We start from the raw sequence: 16,826 nt of genomic DNA, 5'->3' as shown, positions 1-16,826 counted from the left end.
CGATGAAAACTTGCGACTACAGGCTGGCGGGGACATCCAGGCGTGCATTCATGCTTGCGGCGCTGGCGCCAGTGATGGCAGCAACGATGGCAGTCCTGCCCTCCCCGGCCCTGTCGGCTGATAAAACCCCCGCCCCGCGCACGGTGCACATCCGGGGCTCGATTGCATTCGGCTCCATCGTGCAATCCCTGGCCGAACAGTACATGCGAAGCAACCCCAAGTCGTCGGTGGTGGTCAGTGGTGGCGGCACATCGCGCGGCTACCTGACGCTGCTGGACAACACGGCCGACATGGCCATCGTCAGTGGCTCGGCCTCTGACGACACCGAGGACGAGATCGTCCGCAGCGGCGTAAAACTGGTCAATGTGCCCTTCCGGCAGGTGGCGATGGCGCCTGCGGTTCATTTCAGCAACCCCGTGAACGACCTCAGCATGGTGCAACTGCGGGAAATCTTCTCGGGGCGCATCAACAACTGGAAGGCCGTGGGCGGAAAAGACGCCCCCATCAACGTTTACATCGGCCCGCCGGGCGACGGCATTACCAACACCTGGAACGACAAGGTTCTCGGCGATACGGACACCTTCACACCCAGAGCCCGCAACGCCGAGCTGGAGCAGCGTGTAGCCGGCGTGGGCAGCGACCCCTTCGGCGTCACCTACATGGCGACCGAATCAGTCAAGGACCGGGCACTCAAGATTCTGTCGGTGGACAAGGTCATTGCCGGTGCAGACAGCGTGCAAAGCGGCCGCTACACACTGCTGGCTCCGCTGATGTTTGTGACACGTGAAAAACCGTCGGCAGAGGCGCAGAAGTTCCTGCAGTTTGTGACCGGCCTGTCAGCGCCCATTTCCAATTCGGTATTTGCCTTGCCGGCCCCAACGGCCAAAACCGCTGCATCGGCCACACGATGAAAAGACGCTACCTCGCCGGCGGATTTGTCGCGGCCATTGCCGGGGCTACCGCCTACCCGGCGTGGCAATGGGTACAGCTTCGCCGCACGCCTGCAGGCAAGAATGCGCTGCTCATAGGCGGCGCGTCGGCCATGTATGAGATGAACATCGCGCTGGGCAGGGAATTCGAAAAGCGCTACGGCGTGAAAGTCATTGTGGAGCGCGGTGGTTCATTGCAGGGCCTGCTCGCCGTCAAGCGCCATGCCATCGACATTGCAGCCATGGCGCGCGACCTGGAAGGCGCGGAAGCGGAGCCGCAGGCACACAACCACCTGGTTGCGAGGGATGCGATTGCAGTGGTGGTGAATGCCAAAAACCCGGTCAGGCAAATCAGGCAGTCATTGGTGCGCGATGTGCTGACGGGCAAAATCAACAACTGGAAAGTACTGGGCGGCACCGACAGCCCCATAGAGGTAGTGATGCGCCCGCGCCATACATCCACCAGCCGTTATGTCAGCGAGGTTGTCCTTGCCGGTGCAGACCTCTCACTGAAGTCGAACTTCAGGAAGACGCGGGACGAACTGCTGGACTTCATTCGCCAGCACCCCAACGCCATAGGTTGTGTGGCGACTGACGATGGCGGCTTGCCGGCCGACATTCCGGCCCTTGAGATAGACAACATTCCGATCACGCGCGAGACCATTCTCAGCGGCCGTTACCCGTTCGAGCGCTCGCTGTACCTGATGACTTTCGGCCGCGCACGTCAGCAGGCGCTTGACTTCATCGCCCTGGCGGAATCGCCCGAAGGGCAGGCCATCATTGACCGCGCCGGGTTCATCCCGGTCAGATAGCAGGCAGCACATGGCCAACGAAGCACGCGGAATACTCAACGACTGGCTCAATCGCATGCAGCGCCATGAACGCGTGCGAAAGACGCTGGCCTGCCTGCTTGTCATTGTGCTGCTGGGCATCGCCGGCCACTATGTCTACGAGGTGCTGCCCAGAACCTATTCGCTGAAGATCACGGGCGGCGACATCCTGGGCAACCGGCACTACCTGGCCGGCACCCTGCGCGACGACATCCTGCCGCTGGGCGTGCGTCTTGACGTGCTGCCGACAGATGGTTCGCAGGAGGCGCTGTCGCTGGTGTCCCAGGGCAAGCTGGATTTCGCGCTGATACAGGGCGGCCTGGAGCTGCCCTTTCCGAACGTGAGCCATGTCGCCAACCTCGCGCCCGAGCTGCTGCACTTCCTGGTCAGCCCCGACATCAAGGACATCGCCGGCATGCGCGGCAAGCGCATCAATCTGGGCAGCAAAAAAGGCGGCACACGGGTGATCGGCAAACAGCTGCTGGAGTTTTCGGGCATGCGCGATGGCGTGGACTATGTTGAAACAAACCTGAGCACCGAAGACCTGCTGGCCCTGCGCAAGGACCGGGTGCCTGAGGTCATCGTCATCACCTCGTTTGCGCCTTCCAACGTGGCGGACTACATCGTCAAGCAGTATGGCTACAGCCTGCTGGAGATTCCTTTCCCCAGCGCACTCGCCTTGCGCCAGGGCTGGGTGGCCGACACCAAAGTCATGGCCTATATGTACAGCGTCCAGCCGCCGGTGCCGCCGCGCGATGTGAGGACTGTGGGTGTCAACCTGCAGCTGGTGGCCAATTCAAATCTCGACCCGCGCGCCGTGTTCAAGGTGCTTGAGGGCGTGTACAGCCCGGATCTGCAGATGCACCTGAAGATGAAGTTTGATGAAGACAAGATTCTCGAATCTTCGAGCTACCCGCTGTCCGCAGGCACGCGGATGTTCATGGACCGCAAGAACCCCTTCCTGTCGCAGGCCACGCTCAAGAAGGTTGAAGCGCTTTTCGGCCTGGTACTTTCAGTCGCCTCGACATTGATTGTGGTGTTCAAGTGGTTCAAGGGCGCCCCGCCCGAGCCTGTCAAAGCCGAAACCGACGATGCATTTTTTGTTGCCCTGATTGAACGTGTGCTTGCCGTCGATGCCGCTGTCGACGCCGTGCCGGACGACCCGCCGCCCCCGTCGCAGCTTGCAGCGTGGCAAAAAGAACTCACGGACATCAAGGCCACCGCCATGCGCCGCCTGACGGCCAACGGACCGCTGGCCAATGCCAACCTGGTGCCGCAGCTTTTTTCGGCCATCGCAGATTCGCGGGCCCGGCTTGAATTTATGAGGGACAAAGCATGACAACACACCTTTCCCACAACATGCGCCGCGTGGGCGCTGCCCTCATCTGGGCGGCAGCTATTGCACTGGCTGGTTGCGCTACTGTTGCGCCATCTGCCGACTCGACAAAGGCGGTCTATGAAGCCGCGATTGCCGACGCAGCGGTAGCCAGTCCACGCAAGGTCACGCCCCTGATGCCGCTGCCGCAAGGTGACAAGGTTCGCGTGGTGTCATGGGTGACTGAAAGCCGCACGCCCTGCAAGGCGCCGGACACCAGCTGCGCCACCACCACGCCGCCAGACCGCATCTGGGTCACGCTGGCCGGCGAGGTGCAGGCGAGTTGCCGCGCCTGGGGCTTGAAGGGCGACGCATTGCGCCAGCGCATTGAACAGCTGCTGGGCCTGCCCATGGACCCGCCGCCGCAGTTTCGCAAGGCGAAGTTTGTGACCATGGAGCTCGCCCGTGATCGCCTCGACAGGCCCTGCCTTGGCGTTGATGAAACCAATCCGCAAAGCCCCGTCTGCACCGTTGGCATACAGGCCAGCCGCGCGCCGGATGTGCGTGACTACGTCTTGAGGCAGATGGCAGACTCCTTCGTGGTCGACGGCGCTGGCGGCCCCGGCTACCCCTTCACACGCCTGGGTTACACCTACGACTGGAACCAGGTCAACGCCCGGCCCAACCACTACGGCGCGTCAGAGTTCCTGGTGCAGGCCAGCACGCCGGCAGCAGTCATCACGCAGCAGGATACCGACGCTTACTGCACAGCACCCTAGCACTGCAACCCGAAAATATCGAAACATGAAAGCGCGTCTTCGCACCCATGGCGGCGTTGCCAGCCTTACCAAGGCGTCCAGCCTTCGTTGCGGCTTGCGTCTTGCCCTGGGCGCGAATCCATCGCTTTCATTTTGTTTCGCTACTTCCGGGTCGCAGTACTAGTCGAATCGATTTCGGTGTCCCTGTTAAGCCGCTACCTTACCAACGCCTATAGCGCAGAGTTGTCAAAGCGGGTGACACCAAACGGCTTCCGCCTGGCGGACGTGATTCGCTCCGGCCGGCGCTACCCCGACAGCTTGATTGGCATCTACGCGCCCGACTTTCAGAGCTACGGCGTCTTTCACGAACTGTTCGATCACATTGTTGAAAGTTTTCAGGCACCGTCCCTGACGCACCGCACTGACCTGGCATGCATCAATCCGGCAGCTGTTGTCTCCACCCGCATCAGGGTGGCGCGCAATCTTGCAGGCCATGTTTTCCCCGCCGGCATGTCAAAGGCCGAGCGGATCCGTGTGGAAGAAAAAATCACACATGCATGCAGGTCGCTGGCGCCCCACTTTGATGGCAGCACAGCGCAATTCGGGGACATACCCGCCAGCCAGCTTGACGCCATGATCTCGGAGCGCCTTGCCTTCGGGCCGCACGACAAATACATGGCAGCTGCAGGCATTCACGCAGACTGGCCGGCGGGCAGAAGCGTCTTCAATACACACAACCGGCAGCTGTCTATCTGGATCAATGAAGAAGACCACCTGCGTGTGGCCCTTGTCCTTCCGGGAGCCAGTGCTGCGGCCTGCCATGCGCTCATGCGCCAGGTCATGTCATTGCTGGCGGCGCAGCTCGATTTTTGTGAAGACCCGCAACTCGGTTATCTCACCAGTTGCCCCAGCAACGTGGGCTGCGCCATGCGGGTGAGCTTTCGCGTGGATCTTCGCCTGGACACCTCACAGCAGGCGCCGCTGGAACGGCTGGAGGCCGCTGGCCTGATTCAGGTCCGCAGCGCGCAAGGGGAACACTCGCCTCGCGCAGGTGGACTTGTGGACGTCAGCTTTGGCAACCGTGTGGGCATTTCAGAAACGCAGATGCTGCGGGACATGGAGCTGCTGTTGGCGATGCAGAAGCTTCCCGCCTGATGCGTCGCCGCTAGGGCGCGGTCGCCGCAGCCTGCGCCCTGATGAAATCGATAAACGCGCGCAGCGGTGCAGGTGGCAGCCGGTGGCCCGGGTAGTACAAAAATGGCCCCGAGAAACTCGGCCACCAGTCCTTGAGCACCGGCTCCAGCATACCGCTGACAAGTTGCGGGCGCAGCCAGTCCTCAAACAGGTATACCAGCCCCGTGCCTGCCACGGCCGAATCCACCACCAGGTCAACGGCAGAACCTATCTGCACGATGAGCGGGCCGTTCGGCGTGATGCGCACCACCTCGCCGCCCTTTTCAAACTCCCAGGGCGGCATGGCGCCGCTGGCAAACCGGCCGCGCAGGCAGGCGTGGTTGACCAGTTCGCCCGGGTGCTGCGGCTGGCCGTGTTTGTCCAGGTACGCTGTTGATGCCGCCAGCGCAAACCGCTGTACGCGCGGGCCTATGGGCACGGCAATCATGTCTTTTTCAAGCCGCTCTTCGTAGCGTATGCCGGCATCACAGCCAGCGGCCAGCACATCGACAAAGGTGTCGTCGGCAAACACCTCCAGCTGGATGTCGGGGTAGGCGGCAAGAAAGGCCGGAACAATGGCCGGCAGCGTCAAACGCGCGGCGCTGACCGCCACATTCAGGCGCAGGGTGCCGGCAGGCCGGTCACGGAAACCGTTGACCACATCCAGCGCGGCCTGCACCTCGGTCAGTGCGGGCGCCAGCCGCTCTATCAGCCGCTGGCCGGCCTCGGTCAGTGACACGGTGCGCGTGGTGCGATGCAGCAGGCGCACGCCCAGCTGTGTCTCCAGCCGGCGCACCGCTTCGCTGAGGCCGGAGGCACTGCCGCCGCTGGCGCGCGCGCCCTCGCGAAAGCCTTTGGCACGTGCCACGGCAAGAAAGGCATTCAGGTCGGCGAGGTTGGCGTCCATGGTTTGATGGGTATTGTTCGGCCGCGCATTGTTCGAAATTTCGCACGACCCGTGCCGATTGTGATGGATTGTCGAACGGCCTGCACGTCCCTACCATTCGCTCACATTCACACAGCAGGAACCCAAGACCATGTCCATCACCACCGTTAACGCCAGCCAGACCGCCACCTACAAACTCGGCCACCGCCAGGTCAAACGCCTGGGCTACGGCGCCATGCAGCTTGCAGGGCCGGGCGTGTTCGGCCCGCCAAAAGACAGGGCCGCCGCCCTGGCCGTGCTGCGCGAGGCCGTGGCCAGCGGCGTCGACCATATCGACACCTCCGACTTCTACGGCCCGCACATCACCAACCAGATCATCCGCGAGGCCTTGCACCCCTACCCGGCCAACCTGGCCATCGTCACCAAAGTGAGTGCACGCCGCGGCGCAGACGGATCCTGGATACCGGCGATGTCGCCTGAAGAGCTGACCCAGGCGGTGCACGACAACCTCAGCAACCTCGGCCTGGACGTGCTCGACACCGTCAACCTGCGCAGCATGTTCGACGTGCACGGCCCGGCCGAAGGCTCGCTGGAAGAGCCGCTGACCGTGCTGGCCGGCCTGCAGCAAAAAGGCCTGATACGCCACATCGGGCTGAGCAACGTGACCTCGAAACAGGTCGCTCAGGGGCGCTCGATCTGCGACATCGTCTGCGTGCAGAACCAGTACAACCTCGCCCACCGCGAAGACGACGCGCTGATTGACGAACTGGCTGGCCTGGGCATTCCCTATGTGCCCTTCTTCCCGCTGGGTGGTTTTACGCCGCTGCAATCCTCCGCCCTGTCGGATGTCGCGCAGCAACTGGGCGCCACGCCCATGCAGGTGGCGCTCGCCTGGCTGCTGCAGCGCTCGCCCAACATCCTCTTGATACCCGGAACATCGTCGGTGACCCACCTGCGCGAGAACCTGGCCGCCGGACAGCTCAAACTGACGCCTGAAGCGCTGGCGCAGCTGGACACGATTGCAAAATAAAGCAGTCAGCCGCTATTAAAAACATAGCTGCTCACGCACGTATTTATTGGCCTGGAGGCCGATTTGGCACCTGAAAATGGCCTTTTTCAGGGCTTTTTTGGCCTTGCGGACGCAAAAACAGCCGCCAAACAGGCAAAAGTTAATATGGAACTTGACTTTTGCTGATTTTTTAACGTATACGTTAAAAACTGCCTTTTCGGGCAGCTGGCAGGCCTCAGCGGCCCGACGACTTGCCCTGCTGCCGCGCCATGTGCACCTGGTGCAGCGTGATCTTGCGCACTTCGGCCTGGCTGGTCTCGATGTGGGCGCGCAGCAGCATGGCGGCCTGGTCGCCGCGCTTGTGCTGTATGGCTTTCAGGATCTTGGCGTGCTCGTCATAGGTGGCGTCTATGCGCGGCTGCTGGGTGAAGTCGAGCCGGCGTATCACGCGTATGCGGTCGGTCACGTCGCCGTGCACGCGCGCGGTTTCGGCATTGCCGGCGGCCGCGACCAGGGAGCAGTGAAAGGATTCGTCCCAGCGCGCAACCTGGTCCATGTCGCTGCTGCGCTCCCCGGGCGCGACCAGCCAGATGGCGGCGAGTTCGTCGAGCAGGTGCTGGTTGACCTTGACGGCGTCTTCGCAGAGGCGGTGCACGGCCGTGGTCTCCAGCACCATGCGCAGGTCGTAGAGGTCTTCAAACTGGTTGAAGTCAAAGGGCAGCACGCGCCAGCCGCTGCGAAACAGCACCTCGACAAAACCCTCCTGCTGCAACCTGAACAGCGCCTGCCGCACCGGCGTGCGCGAGACGCCGAGACGCGCGCTGACTTCGGTTTCGGTGAAGCGGTCGCCGGGCAGCAGCTTGAAGTCGGACACATCGCGCTTGAGCTGCTCATACACCTCATCGGCGCGCGAGAAATGCTGCGGTTTGCCCGAGCCGTAAGGCACGAAATCAGCCTTGGCAGCCGGGGTGGCGGGGGAAGCAACGCTCTTCATGAGCTTTCAATCATAGTGCGGGCAACGGGTTCAGCCCAGCAGACTGACATGTGCAGAAACCACCCGCCAGCCGTCCGCCGTGCGCATCCAGGTCTGGCTCTGGCGGCCGGGTTTGGCGCCGCCTGTGCGCTGGAACTCGACATTGGCTGTTGCAAAGTCATGGCCGTATGTAGTGATGACGGTTTTTAAAAGCCTGCGCTCAAGTCCTGCAGAAGGCCGGCCCGCGCGGAAGGCCTGGATGGCGTCGTAGCCATACAGGTTTTCAGTTGCGCCGTAACGCAGCGTGTGCGGGCTCTGCCAGAAGAGTTCATCGAGCACGGCCACGTCGTTGCTCACCAGCGCGGCTTCATAACGCTCAAAAGCGGCCGTGACTTCGGCCACCACCTGGGGGAGGTTAATTTCCATGGCTTGTCATCCCGGACTTGATCCGGGATCCATGACCCCGAATGCACACCCATCAAACATGGATTGCGGATCAAGTCCGCAATGACATCTCACTTGCAGGCCACTGGCCATCTTGTATTTCACAGTTTTGAAACTTTCAGGTGGGCTACACCAGCCTGTTGCAGGGCCCAGGCCGCACGCAGCGCCAGGTCTTCACGCCAGGGGGCGGCAATCAGCTGCACGCCGATCGGCATGCCGGTTTTGCCTTCGGGCCACATGGGCGCGGCGACCACCGGGCAACCGGCAAACGAGATGGGCTGCGTCAGCAGGCCAACGCTGGGCCGGCAGGGCAGCTTCATGCCGTTGATGTCCAGCCATTCGGTGCCTATGACAGGCGCGCTGACCGGTGTGGCCGGGGCGATGAGCACATCCCAGTGGCGAAACAGCGCGTTGACCTTCTCGCGGTAATGGCGGCGGAAACGCTGGGCGCGCACATACCAGGCTGCCGGCTGCAGCGCGCCTGATATGAAACGATCCACCGACAGCGGCTCGAACTCATCTGCACGCGTGCGCAGGTCAGCCAGGTGCAGCGCACCGCCCTCGCTGGCGCTGGTGATGAATGCCGCCGCCCGTGCAAGCGCCGGGTCTGGCCACTCAACGCCATCCCCCGCACGCAGCGCACTGGCCGCCTGCCGTGCCACGAGCTGTGCCGGGGCGCTGGCGTTGTCGGCAAAGTAGCCGCCCAGCAAACCAATGCGCAGGCCGTCAATGCCCCGTCGCAGATCTGCGGCGACGGGCTGTACCGACAACGCATGGCAGCCTGCATCCAGCGCGTCGGGTGACTGCATGGCGTCATAACTGAGTGCCAGGCCTTCAACGCTGTCTGCCAGCGGGCCGAGATGGTCAACGTTGTGGACAAAAGGGTAGGTTCCGCGCCGCGAGAGGCGGCCAAAAGTCGGCTTGAGCCCCCAGACGCCGCACAGCGATGCGGGCACACGTATAGAGCCGTTGGTATCCGACCCCAGCGTCAGCGGCACCTGTTGCGCCGCCACCGCCGCACCCGAACCGCCCGATGAACCACCGGCGACGCAGTTGAGGTCATGCGGGTTATGGCAGGGGCCGTAATGGGTGTTTTCTGTCGTGAAGCCATAGGCGTACTCGTCCATGTTGAGCGAGCCCACCAGCACCGCGCCCGCGGCCTGCAGGCGCTGTACCAGAAACGCGTCTTCATGCGCAGGCGCGTTGCCGCGGTTGATGCGTGAGCCTGCCAGCGTGACTTCACCGGCCACATCAAACAGGTTTTTCACCGCATAGGGCAAGCCAGCCAGCGGCGGCAATTTTTCGCCACGCGCGCGCATGCGGTCAATGGCCGCGGCTTCGCGCCTTGCGCGCTCATAGCTTTTACCGGTGAAGGCGTTGACACGTCCGTCGGTGGCTTCAATGCGCTCAATGGAAGAGGCCAGCACCTCCTGCGCACTGAACTCTCCGGCAGCGATGCCGCGTATCAGTTCGGCGCTGCCGAAGGCGATATTTTTCATGCGGGCTTTTTCGGAAAGGGCGCGGGGCTGTAGACCTCGGCCGGCTCCATGTCGACATGCATGCTGAAGGCATCAAGCTGCGCCGCCATCAAAGACGTGCGCTGCATGTGCACCGCTACCCGCTGGGCCTGCGCCTCATCCAGCGGCAGCGAGACGGCTTTTGCTGCGGCTTTTACAAATGCCAGGGCTTCGGTGTCGTCCATGATTGCCCCTACCGGCGCACTTCGCGCTGGAAGATCTCCAGGCTGAGCTTTTTCATGTCGACAAAACTGGCAGAACTCAATGTCTCCAGCGTACGCGGGCGCGCGTCGCCGTAGTTCAGAATCTCGGCCACCTTGGTCGGGCGCTTGGTCAGCAGCAGCACCTGGTCGGCCAGGTAAACGGCTTCTTCAAGATCGTGCGAGACCAGCAGCATGGTGGTGCCGGTCTGCATGAAGACTTCCTGCAGCTTCTCGCGGATGAACAAAGTCATCTCGAAATCAAGTGCAGAAAAAGGTTCGTCGAGAAACAGCACCTCGGGGTTGGGTGCGAGCGCACGCATGATGGATGCGGTCTGCTGCTGCCCACCTGACAGTTCATACGGGTAGCGGTTCAAATCGAACTTCACGTCAAACGAGGCGACCAGCTCGGCCATGCGTTTGTCGACCTGCGCCTTTGACTTGCCTTCGAGCTTGAGCGGGTAGGCGATGTTGTCTATGGTCCGCATCCACGGGAACATGGCTTCGCGGTAGTTCTGGAAGACGTAGCCTATCTTGGTGTCCTTGAGCGACTTGCCGTCGAACAATATCTCGCCCGAATCAATCGGCACCAGCCCGGCGATCATGTTGATCAGCGTCGACTTGCCGCAACCGTTGGGCCCGAAGACGGAGACGATCTTGTTCTTGGGGATGTCGAGGTTGAAGTCCTCATACAGCGGCCAGCCCGCAAAGTATTTGGTCAGGCCGCGAATCGTGATGTTTGTGCCTGCCGGGCCGGGTGCGAAGGGCACGGTGGGGACATCGGCAAATACAGGTGCATTGAGGACTTCAGTCATCTTCCACTCCAGTGAACGATCTTGCGTTCGGCGACCAGAAACAGAATATTCAGCGCATAGCCGAGGGCACCGGCAGCCAGGATGGCCGCGTACATGCTCTTGACGTTGAGCACCTGCTGCGCATCGATGATGCGGTGGCCCAGGCCGTTGTCGGAGCCGATGAACATTTCGGCCACGATCACAATCACCAGCGCCATCGACACCGCCGAGCGCAGGCCGACAAACGAAGGCTGCAGGCTTTCCCAGATCAGCACGTCCTTGAAGACCTGCCAGCGCGAAGCGCCCATCACCCTGGCCGCCATCACGCGCTGCTTGCGCGCGTTGATCACACCGTAGGCGCTGTTGAAGACCACGATGAGGAAGGCACCGAAAGCCGCAATCGCCACCTTGTTGATGTCTGATACACCAAAGATCAGCAGAAAGAGCGGGATCAATGCCGACGACGGTGTGGACCGGAAGAAGTCGATCAAAAATTCGACGCTGCGGTAGGCTTTTTCATTGCTGCCGAGCAGCACGCCCAAAGGCACACCAACTACCGCAGCCAGCAGAAAGGCTTCGAGTGTGCGCAGCACGGTAACGCCAAAGTCGAGCAGCAGCGCGCCGCCAGCCAGCCCGGTGACCAGCGCCACGACGGTGTCGCCGGGGCTGGGCAGCAGGATGGCCTTGATGAGGCCGAAGCGCACCACCAGGTCCCAGATGATGAAGAGCGCAATCGGCCCTATGAAGGGCAGCAGCTTGCCCCAGCTGGCTTTCTTGCGCGGGATGCTCGCGGCGCCTGCCGGTGGCGTCCAGGCCTTGACCGCTGGCCTGGATGGCGCAGGTGATGTGGCCGCCGGTGCAACCGGCACCACCACAGATGAAGAAGTGAGTTCAGCCATGATCAGCCCTTGTAGAGCAGGCCGTCGACAACGACCTTCTTGTTGAAAATGCCTTTCTCAGTGAACAGGTCGTAGAACTTCTGGAAGTAGGCGACGTCACTGGGCTTGAACTCGTTGTAAAGCATGTAGGATGCCAGCGGCACCTCGCCGGTCAGCGGACCCTCAATAGCTGTGTAGCCCTTCATGTACTGGCGGGCCTCTGCCGGCTGCGTGCGCACCAGCTCTATGCCTTTCGCGTAGGCGGCGATGAACTTTTTGGCGACGTCGGGGTTCTTGGTGATGAACTCCGTCGTCAGGCTGGCGGCACCACCATGCCACGGGGCCATCGCATCACCGAGGATGTACTTGGCAACCACACCGGCTTCAAGCACCCGCGTGGTGCCGTTCATGCGGCCAATGGTGCCTGTAGGCTCCAGCGTGTAGCAGGCGTCAACCTGGCCGGCGACCAGCGAGGCGACGTGCTGGCCAATCGGCAGTTCAACCACCGTGGTGCCGCTGGCGCCTGCGCGCTCCAGCATGGTCTTGCACAGGGTGACGTTCTGTATGCCGGGGCCTGACCCTATCTTTTTACCCTTCAGGTCAGCCATGGTCTTGACCGGGCTGTCTTTCGGCACGATGAATTCATCGAGCACAAACTTCGCATTGCTGGGGTTGGTGGCGAAGATCTTGAAGAGGCCGGGCTGGGCAATTTCACCGATGCCGAGATTGGCCGACCCGGTGCCGTTGGAGCTGCCGTCGGAGCGGCCCGAGAGCATGGCTTCCATCACCTGCTGTGCGCCTGCAAACTTCAGCGGCTCGACGTCAAGACCCGCCTGCTTGAAGTAGCCTTTTTCAATCGCAGCGAAGAACGGCAAGCCTGCGGCAACTGGCCAGAAGCCGATGCGGATCTTGGGGCCGCTTTGTGCACGCACGATGGCGGGCATGCCCATCACGCCCAGCGCAGCAGCGCCGGTCTGGAGGACTTTTCTGCGGGTTGCAGCTGGGGCGGATGTCTGGACTGGCTTGGTCATGAAGGGCTCCTGGGTTTACGTGATGGTTAAAAAAATTGGGAAGCTGTATGTCTCAGGCTGTCGTTGTTGTGGCGGCTTTTGCGTTTTTCAGCGATGCCATGAAGGCACGCCAGCCACCGTGTTGTGTGATGTCTTCTGCGCCCTTGAGGGCTTCGGGCTCGCATACAAAACCCTGCACGCTGCTGCCGTCTTCGAGCGCCAGCATGCCTATGCCCAGCGGCGCGGGAATCAGCGCGACGAACGAGCCGTAATGCGCGGCAGGCATCTGCCAGATCTCAAGCGCAATCGATGCGCCCTGGCCTGGTGCGACGCGCAGCATGCCGGGTTTGGGTGGGGTCGTTCCTGGCAGGGCATAGAGGCGGTAATCGGCTGACGTTTTTGCTTCGCCCACCAGCGATGCGCCGCGTTCAGTGAGCTGTATGTTGAGCGGCATGCCCGAGAGGTGCGCGCCGACCACGGCCACGCGAACCATCGCCTCAGTTTTCAGTCCGTGAATGTTTGACGGCGCAGGCAGGGGCTGTCCGGTGGCGCCCAGCGTGAGACCGGTGGCATGGTGGTAGCGCTGGCCCAGGTCGGCGAGCTGCCAGTCACTTCCGCAGGGGCCAATCAGGGTGATGCCAAAGGGCAGGCCATCGGCACGCATGCTGCTGGGCACGGACAGCGCAGCGTAGTCGAGCAGGTTGACGAAGTTGGTGTACGCGCCGAGGTTGCGGTTGAGCGCCACCGGGTCGGCCTGCATCTGTGCAATCGTGTAATGCGTGGGCGCAGTTGGCACCAGCAGCACGTCAATGTCCTGCCACATGGCATTGGCCTGCTGGCCCAGGCTTTTCAGTTTTGTCTGCGCTTCATACAGGTCAGCCGCGCTGTAGTTGCGGCCTGCGGCAATGATGCTGCGCACCGGCTCTATCACCTCGGCTTCATGCGCGTCAAAAAAGCTTTTGATGGCGGTGTAGCGTTCTGCGACCAGTGCGCTTTCATAGAGCAGCGCAGCGGCTTCGGCCAGCGGAGCGAAGTTGATGCGCACGGCCTTGCCGCCCATGGCTTCCAGTTTTTTGATGGCCAGATCAAATGCGTCCTGCGCAGCGGCGTCGCCCATAAAGGTCACGGCTGAAGGCACACCAAAACGGAAGCTGGCTCCAAAGGCCTTGCTCGTCATGGTCAGCTTGCGCGAGTACGCATCGAGCGGGTCGTGGCCCATGGCGGCTTCCAGCACCTTCACCGCCGTGGCAACAGTGCGCGCAAAAATCGAGATGCAATCGACACTCTGCGCCGCTGGCACGGCACCGCGCGTGCTGATCAGCCCCCGCGACGGCTTGAGGCCCACAATGTTGTTCAGCCCCGCCGGCACGCGGCCGGAGCCTGCCGTGTCGGTGCCCAGCGCAAACTCAACCTGGCCCGTAGCCACCACATAGGCCGAGCCTGAACTGGAGCCGCCCGATACATATAAGGGGTTGATGGCATTGGGCACGGCGCCATAGGGCGAGCGCGTGCCGTTGAGGCCGCAGGCAAACTGGTCAAGATTGGTTTTGCCGACCAGCGCTGCACCAGCATCGAGCAGTTTTTGCACCACCGCCGAATGTGCGGCAGGCTGGTAACTGAAGGCCGGGCAGGCTGCCGTGGTTGGCAGGCCAAGTGCATCTATATTGTCCTTGGCGGCGAATTGCAGACCGGCCAGCGGGCCCTTCGCACCCGAAACCAGGGGTTTGTCGAAACGGGAAATCCAAGCCTGCTGAGCGAATCTATGCAAGTCAGCACTCGCATCATTTGAGGCAGCCGGCTTCTGAACATCGGGAATGACGCTGTGCACCATTTTGAGAAATCCAATCTTGTATCCAAGAATAGATGCAAGAGGTGTGCCAAGCCCGGTTGTTCAGGAGTCAGTGTTGAAATGCAGAGGGAGCCCCTTTGGGCCCAGCAGGGTCCAGATGCCTAGGCAGCCGGATCGACAGCGCGGCCCAGCGCAGCGACCAGGTCGGACTGCGTGATCATTCCCGTGAGCTTGCCGCCCTCACCGATGATGGGAATGTGGTGGTGGCCGGTGCTGCCGAACAGCGGCACCAGTTCTACCAGCCTTTTCTGCTCGCCGGCGACGCGCACATTGCGGGTCATGATCTGACCCACGACCTCGGGCTTGTCTGAATACGAACTGCGTGTCGTGCGAATCAGCTTGCGCAGCTTTTCGTCAAAACCCTCATACAGATCAAGCTCGGCCGCGCGCATGAAATCGGCCACGGTGATGATGCCGGCGATGCGAAAGGCCTTGTCGACCACCGGCAGCGCCTTGATGCGGCGCTCGCGCAGCAGGGCCCAGGCTTCCTGCAGCGGCGTGCCGAATTCAACGGTAACAAGTTGCCGCGACATGATATCTGCGCAGCGCACATCGGCCAGCTTGCGGTCATAGGCGCGCAGTTGCGTTTCCGACAGCAGCGCCTTCAGGTCGTCACGGCTGATGTCCAGCACCTGGTTGTAGCGCGCCAGCACGGCGTCGAGGTCGGCATCAAGCTGGTCTTCATGGCCGGACATGGCATGGTCGTCGGCAGCCAGCTGCATATGGGGATAGGGCCTGCGCGTGGCGTTATTGTAGGCAATGCCCATGAGCACCAGCAACACCGAGTTGAGCATGACGGGATACAGCGCAAAGCCTGGATCGCGAATGCCGCCCAGCACCATCATCAGCGCCATCGCGCCGCCGGGCGGGTGCAGGCAGCGCAAGGCCAGCATGACGACGATGGCAGTAGCGACCGCCATGCCCGCAGCCAGCTCAGGCAGGAGCGGAAAGCCCATGCCATGCGCAAAGGCAATGCCCACCAATGCCGACAATGTGTTGCCCGCCACAACCGCCCAGGGCTGGGCCATGGGGCTGGCGGGGGTTGTAAAAACAAGAAGGGCACTGGCACCCAGCGGTGCGACCAGCCAGGGCAGGGAGGGCGTCGCGGAAACACCCAGCAGGTGACACAGCCATCCGGTGAGCACTATGCCGAGGAATGCGCCTGCTACCAGCCGCAGCCCTTCACGCGCATCAACGCCTGCACGGCCGGGAAGAAAGGCACGCCACCAGTTGCGCGACAGCACGCTGTTTGAACGTCCTTGCACTTCGTGGGAGTCAGCGTGTGGAGATGGGAAACTCACCTGCGGAGTTTAGGACACTGCGGCCCGGACTGCCGCCATAGCCGGCGTCACGTCAGATGAGCGACATTCCGCCTTTTGCGTTTTGCCTTTTAACCGCGGGCGCGCTGATACAGGCCCTGAACCTTGGGCACATTCGCCTGTAGCTGGCGGATGCGGTCAGGGCCAGAGGGGTGGGTAGACAAAAAGCCGGGGCCACCAGCACCGCCGCCGGCCTGGCCCATTTTTTCCCAGAGGCTGACGGCGGCCTGAGGGTTGTAGCCGCCGCGCGCGGCCAGTTCAAGACCCACCAGATCGGCATCGGTTTCGTCCTCACGGCTGAAACGCAGCGTGAGCAATTGTGTGCCCACATTGGCGGCCAGATCACCCATCTGGCCGAGGCCCAGCAGCTGTGCACCGAGCGACAGCAACGTGCCCGTGCCCTGGCTTTTGGCGATACGGGCGCGGGCGTGTTCGCGCAGCGCGTGGGCCATTTCGTGGCCCATGATCATGGCGGCTTCGTCGTCGGTCAATTTGAGCTGGTCCAGAATGCCGGTGTAGAAGGCGATCTTGCCGCCCGGCATGCAGAAGGCATTGAGCTCCTTGCTGCCCAGCAGGTTGACCTGCCAGTTCCATTGTCTGGCGCGGTCGTTCCACTGCGCGGCTTGCGGTATCAGTTTCGAAGCGATGTTGCGCAGCCGCTGGAGCTGGGGGTAGCCGGCGGGTGCAAGCGCACCTTTGGCTTTGGCCTCAGCGATCATCTTGGCGTATTCCTGCGAGGCGGCGTTTTCCAGGTCTTCAGCCGGAATCAGCTTGCGAAAGTTGGACGACGGACCGACCTCTACCTGCGCGAGCGCTGGCACGGCAGCAGTGGCGGCCACAATGCCGGCGCCCAGCATGAAACCCCGGCGGCCAGCCCAGGCAGAATTTTTGGCCTCACATAGATAGCACATGCGTGAATAATAGTGACAAACAGAAAGACCC

The 16,826-nt window shown here is 62.2% G+C and carries 17 protein-coding genes; 6 read left to right on the top strand and 11 right to left on the bottom strand.

Annotated elements, in window-relative coordinates; translation table 11 throughout:
* Window positions 1-2 precede the first annotated feature (2 nt).
* The 5 genes from HYX42_RS16520 to HYX42_RS16500 all read left to right on the top strand — a co-directional run bounded on the left by HYX42_RS16520 (window position 3) and on the right by HYX42_RS16500 (window position 4,987).
* Entirely contained in the window at window positions 3-911 is a 909-nt protein-coding gene (locus HYX42_RS16520; protein WP_293405005.1) for a substrate-binding domain-containing protein, read from the top strand.
* A complete protein-coding gene (locus HYX42_RS16515; RefSeq protein WP_293405003.1) occupies window positions 908-1,741 on the top strand; it encodes a substrate-binding domain-containing protein in 834 nt (277 codons plus the stop codon). The genes HYX42_RS16520 and HYX42_RS16515 overlap by 4 nt, the downstream gene beginning before the upstream one ends.
* Before the next feature lie 10 nt (window positions 1,742-1,751).
* The gene (locus HYX42_RS16510) at window positions 1,752-3,098 is read left to right on the top strand and encodes a TAXI family TRAP transporter solute-binding subunit (RefSeq protein WP_293405001.1); all 1,347 of its coding nucleotides are present in this window, start codon (window positions 1,752-1,754) and stop codon (window positions 3,096-3,098) included.
* Window positions 3,095-3,853, top strand: a complete 759-nt coding sequence (locus HYX42_RS16505; protein ID WP_293404998.1) for a hypothetical protein — start codon at window positions 3,095-3,097, stop codon at window positions 3,851-3,853. Before HYX42_RS16510 ends, HYX42_RS16505 begins: the two co-directional genes overlap by 4 nt.
* A gap of 177 nt (window positions 3,854-4,030) precedes the next feature.
* Entirely contained in the window at window positions 4,031-4,987 is a 957-nt protein-coding gene (locus HYX42_RS16500) for a hypothetical protein (protein WP_293404996.1), read from the top strand.
* Between the two features lie 10 nt (window positions 4,988-4,997).
* Here HYX42_RS16500 and HYX42_RS16495 read toward each other — a convergent pair whose 3' ends face one another.
* Window positions 4,998-5,912: a LysR family transcriptional regulator gene (locus HYX42_RS16495; protein WP_293404994.1), complete on the bottom strand. Its 915-nt coding sequence runs from the start codon at window positions 5,910-5,912 to the stop codon at window positions 4,998-5,000.
* Between the two features lie 130 nt (window positions 5,913-6,042).
* Between HYX42_RS16495 and HYX42_RS16490 the strand changes: the two genes are divergently transcribed.
* Window positions 6,043-6,921, top strand: a complete 879-nt coding sequence (locus HYX42_RS16490; protein WP_293404992.1) for an aldo/keto reductase family oxidoreductase — start codon at window positions 6,043-6,045, stop codon at window positions 6,919-6,921.
* Between the two features lie 214 nt (window positions 6,922-7,135).
* On the opposite strand, the gene HYX42_RS16485 is transcribed toward HYX42_RS16490, so the two are convergent.
* The 10 genes from HYX42_RS16485 to HYX42_RS16440 form a co-directional block, all read right to left on the bottom strand.
* Window positions 7,136-7,894 (bottom strand): GntR family transcriptional regulator, encoded by a 759-nt coding sequence (locus HYX42_RS16485; RefSeq protein WP_293404990.1) that lies wholly within the window; start codon window positions 7,892-7,894, stop codon window positions 7,136-7,138.
* Window positions 7,895-7,924: 30 nt separating this feature from the next.
* On the bottom strand, window positions 7,925-8,299 hold the full coding sequence (gene hpxZ, locus HYX42_RS16480; RefSeq protein WP_293404988.1) for an oxalurate catabolism protein HpxZ: 375 nt from the start codon (window positions 8,297-8,299) through the stop codon (window positions 7,925-7,927).
* A gap of 119 nt (window positions 8,300-8,418) precedes the next feature.
* On the bottom strand, window positions 8,419-9,816 hold the full coding sequence (locus HYX42_RS16475; protein WP_293404986.1) for an AtzE family amidohydrolase: 1,398 nt from the start codon (window positions 9,814-9,816) through the stop codon (window positions 8,419-8,421).
* Window positions 9,813-10,019 carry an AtzG-like protein gene (locus HYX42_RS16470; RefSeq protein WP_293404984.1) on the bottom strand — a complete coding sequence of 69 codons (207 nt, stop codon included), beginning with the start codon at window positions 10,017-10,019 and terminating at the stop codon, window positions 9,813-9,815. Before HYX42_RS16470 ends, HYX42_RS16475 begins: the two co-directional genes overlap by 4 nt.
* A gap of 8 nt (window positions 10,020-10,027) precedes the next feature.
* Window positions 10,028-10,849 carry an ABC transporter ATP-binding protein gene (locus HYX42_RS16465; protein WP_293404982.1) on the bottom strand — a complete coding sequence of 274 codons (822 nt, stop codon included), beginning with the start codon at window positions 10,847-10,849 and terminating at the stop codon, window positions 10,028-10,030.
* A complete protein-coding gene (locus HYX42_RS16460; protein ID WP_293404980.1) occupies window positions 10,846-11,727 on the bottom strand; it encodes an ABC transporter permease in 882 nt (293 codons plus the stop codon). The genes HYX42_RS16465 and HYX42_RS16460 overlap by 4 nt, the downstream gene beginning before the upstream one ends.
* Window positions 11,728-11,729: 2 nt before the next feature.
* Window positions 11,730-12,737: an ABC transporter substrate-binding protein gene (locus HYX42_RS16455; RefSeq protein WP_293404977.1), complete on the bottom strand. Its 1,008-nt coding sequence runs from the start codon at window positions 12,735-12,737 to the stop codon at window positions 11,730-11,732.
* A 52-nt stretch (window positions 12,738-12,789) separates the two neighbouring features.
* The gene (atzF, locus tag HYX42_RS16450) at window positions 12,790-14,436 is read right to left on the bottom strand and encodes an allophanate hydrolase (RefSeq protein WP_293405444.1); all 1,647 of its coding nucleotides are present in this window, start codon (window positions 14,434-14,436) and stop codon (window positions 12,790-12,792) included.
* Window positions 14,437-14,666: 230 nt separating this feature from the next.
* Window positions 14,667-15,830 carry an HPP family protein gene (locus tag HYX42_RS16445; protein WP_293404975.1) on the bottom strand — a complete coding sequence of 388 codons (1,164 nt, stop codon included), beginning with the start codon at window positions 15,828-15,830 and terminating at the stop codon, window positions 14,667-14,669.
* A gap of 125 nt (window positions 15,831-15,955) precedes the next feature.
* Window positions 15,956-16,795, bottom strand: coding sequence for a M48 family metallopeptidase (locus HYX42_RS16440; protein WP_293404973.1), 840 nt, complete (start codon window positions 16,793-16,795; stop codon window positions 15,956-15,958).
* Between the last annotated feature and the right edge of the window lie 31 nt (window positions 16,796-16,826).

The sequence above is a fragment of the Polaromonas sp. genome, from assembly GCF_016185115.1.
Classification (GTDB): domain Bacteria; phylum Pseudomonadota; class Gammaproteobacteria; order Burkholderiales; family Burkholderiaceae_C; genus Polaromonas.
The sequence above is the reverse complement of the archived record's forward strand: the minus strand, read 5'-3'. Positions and strand labels throughout refer to the sequence as shown.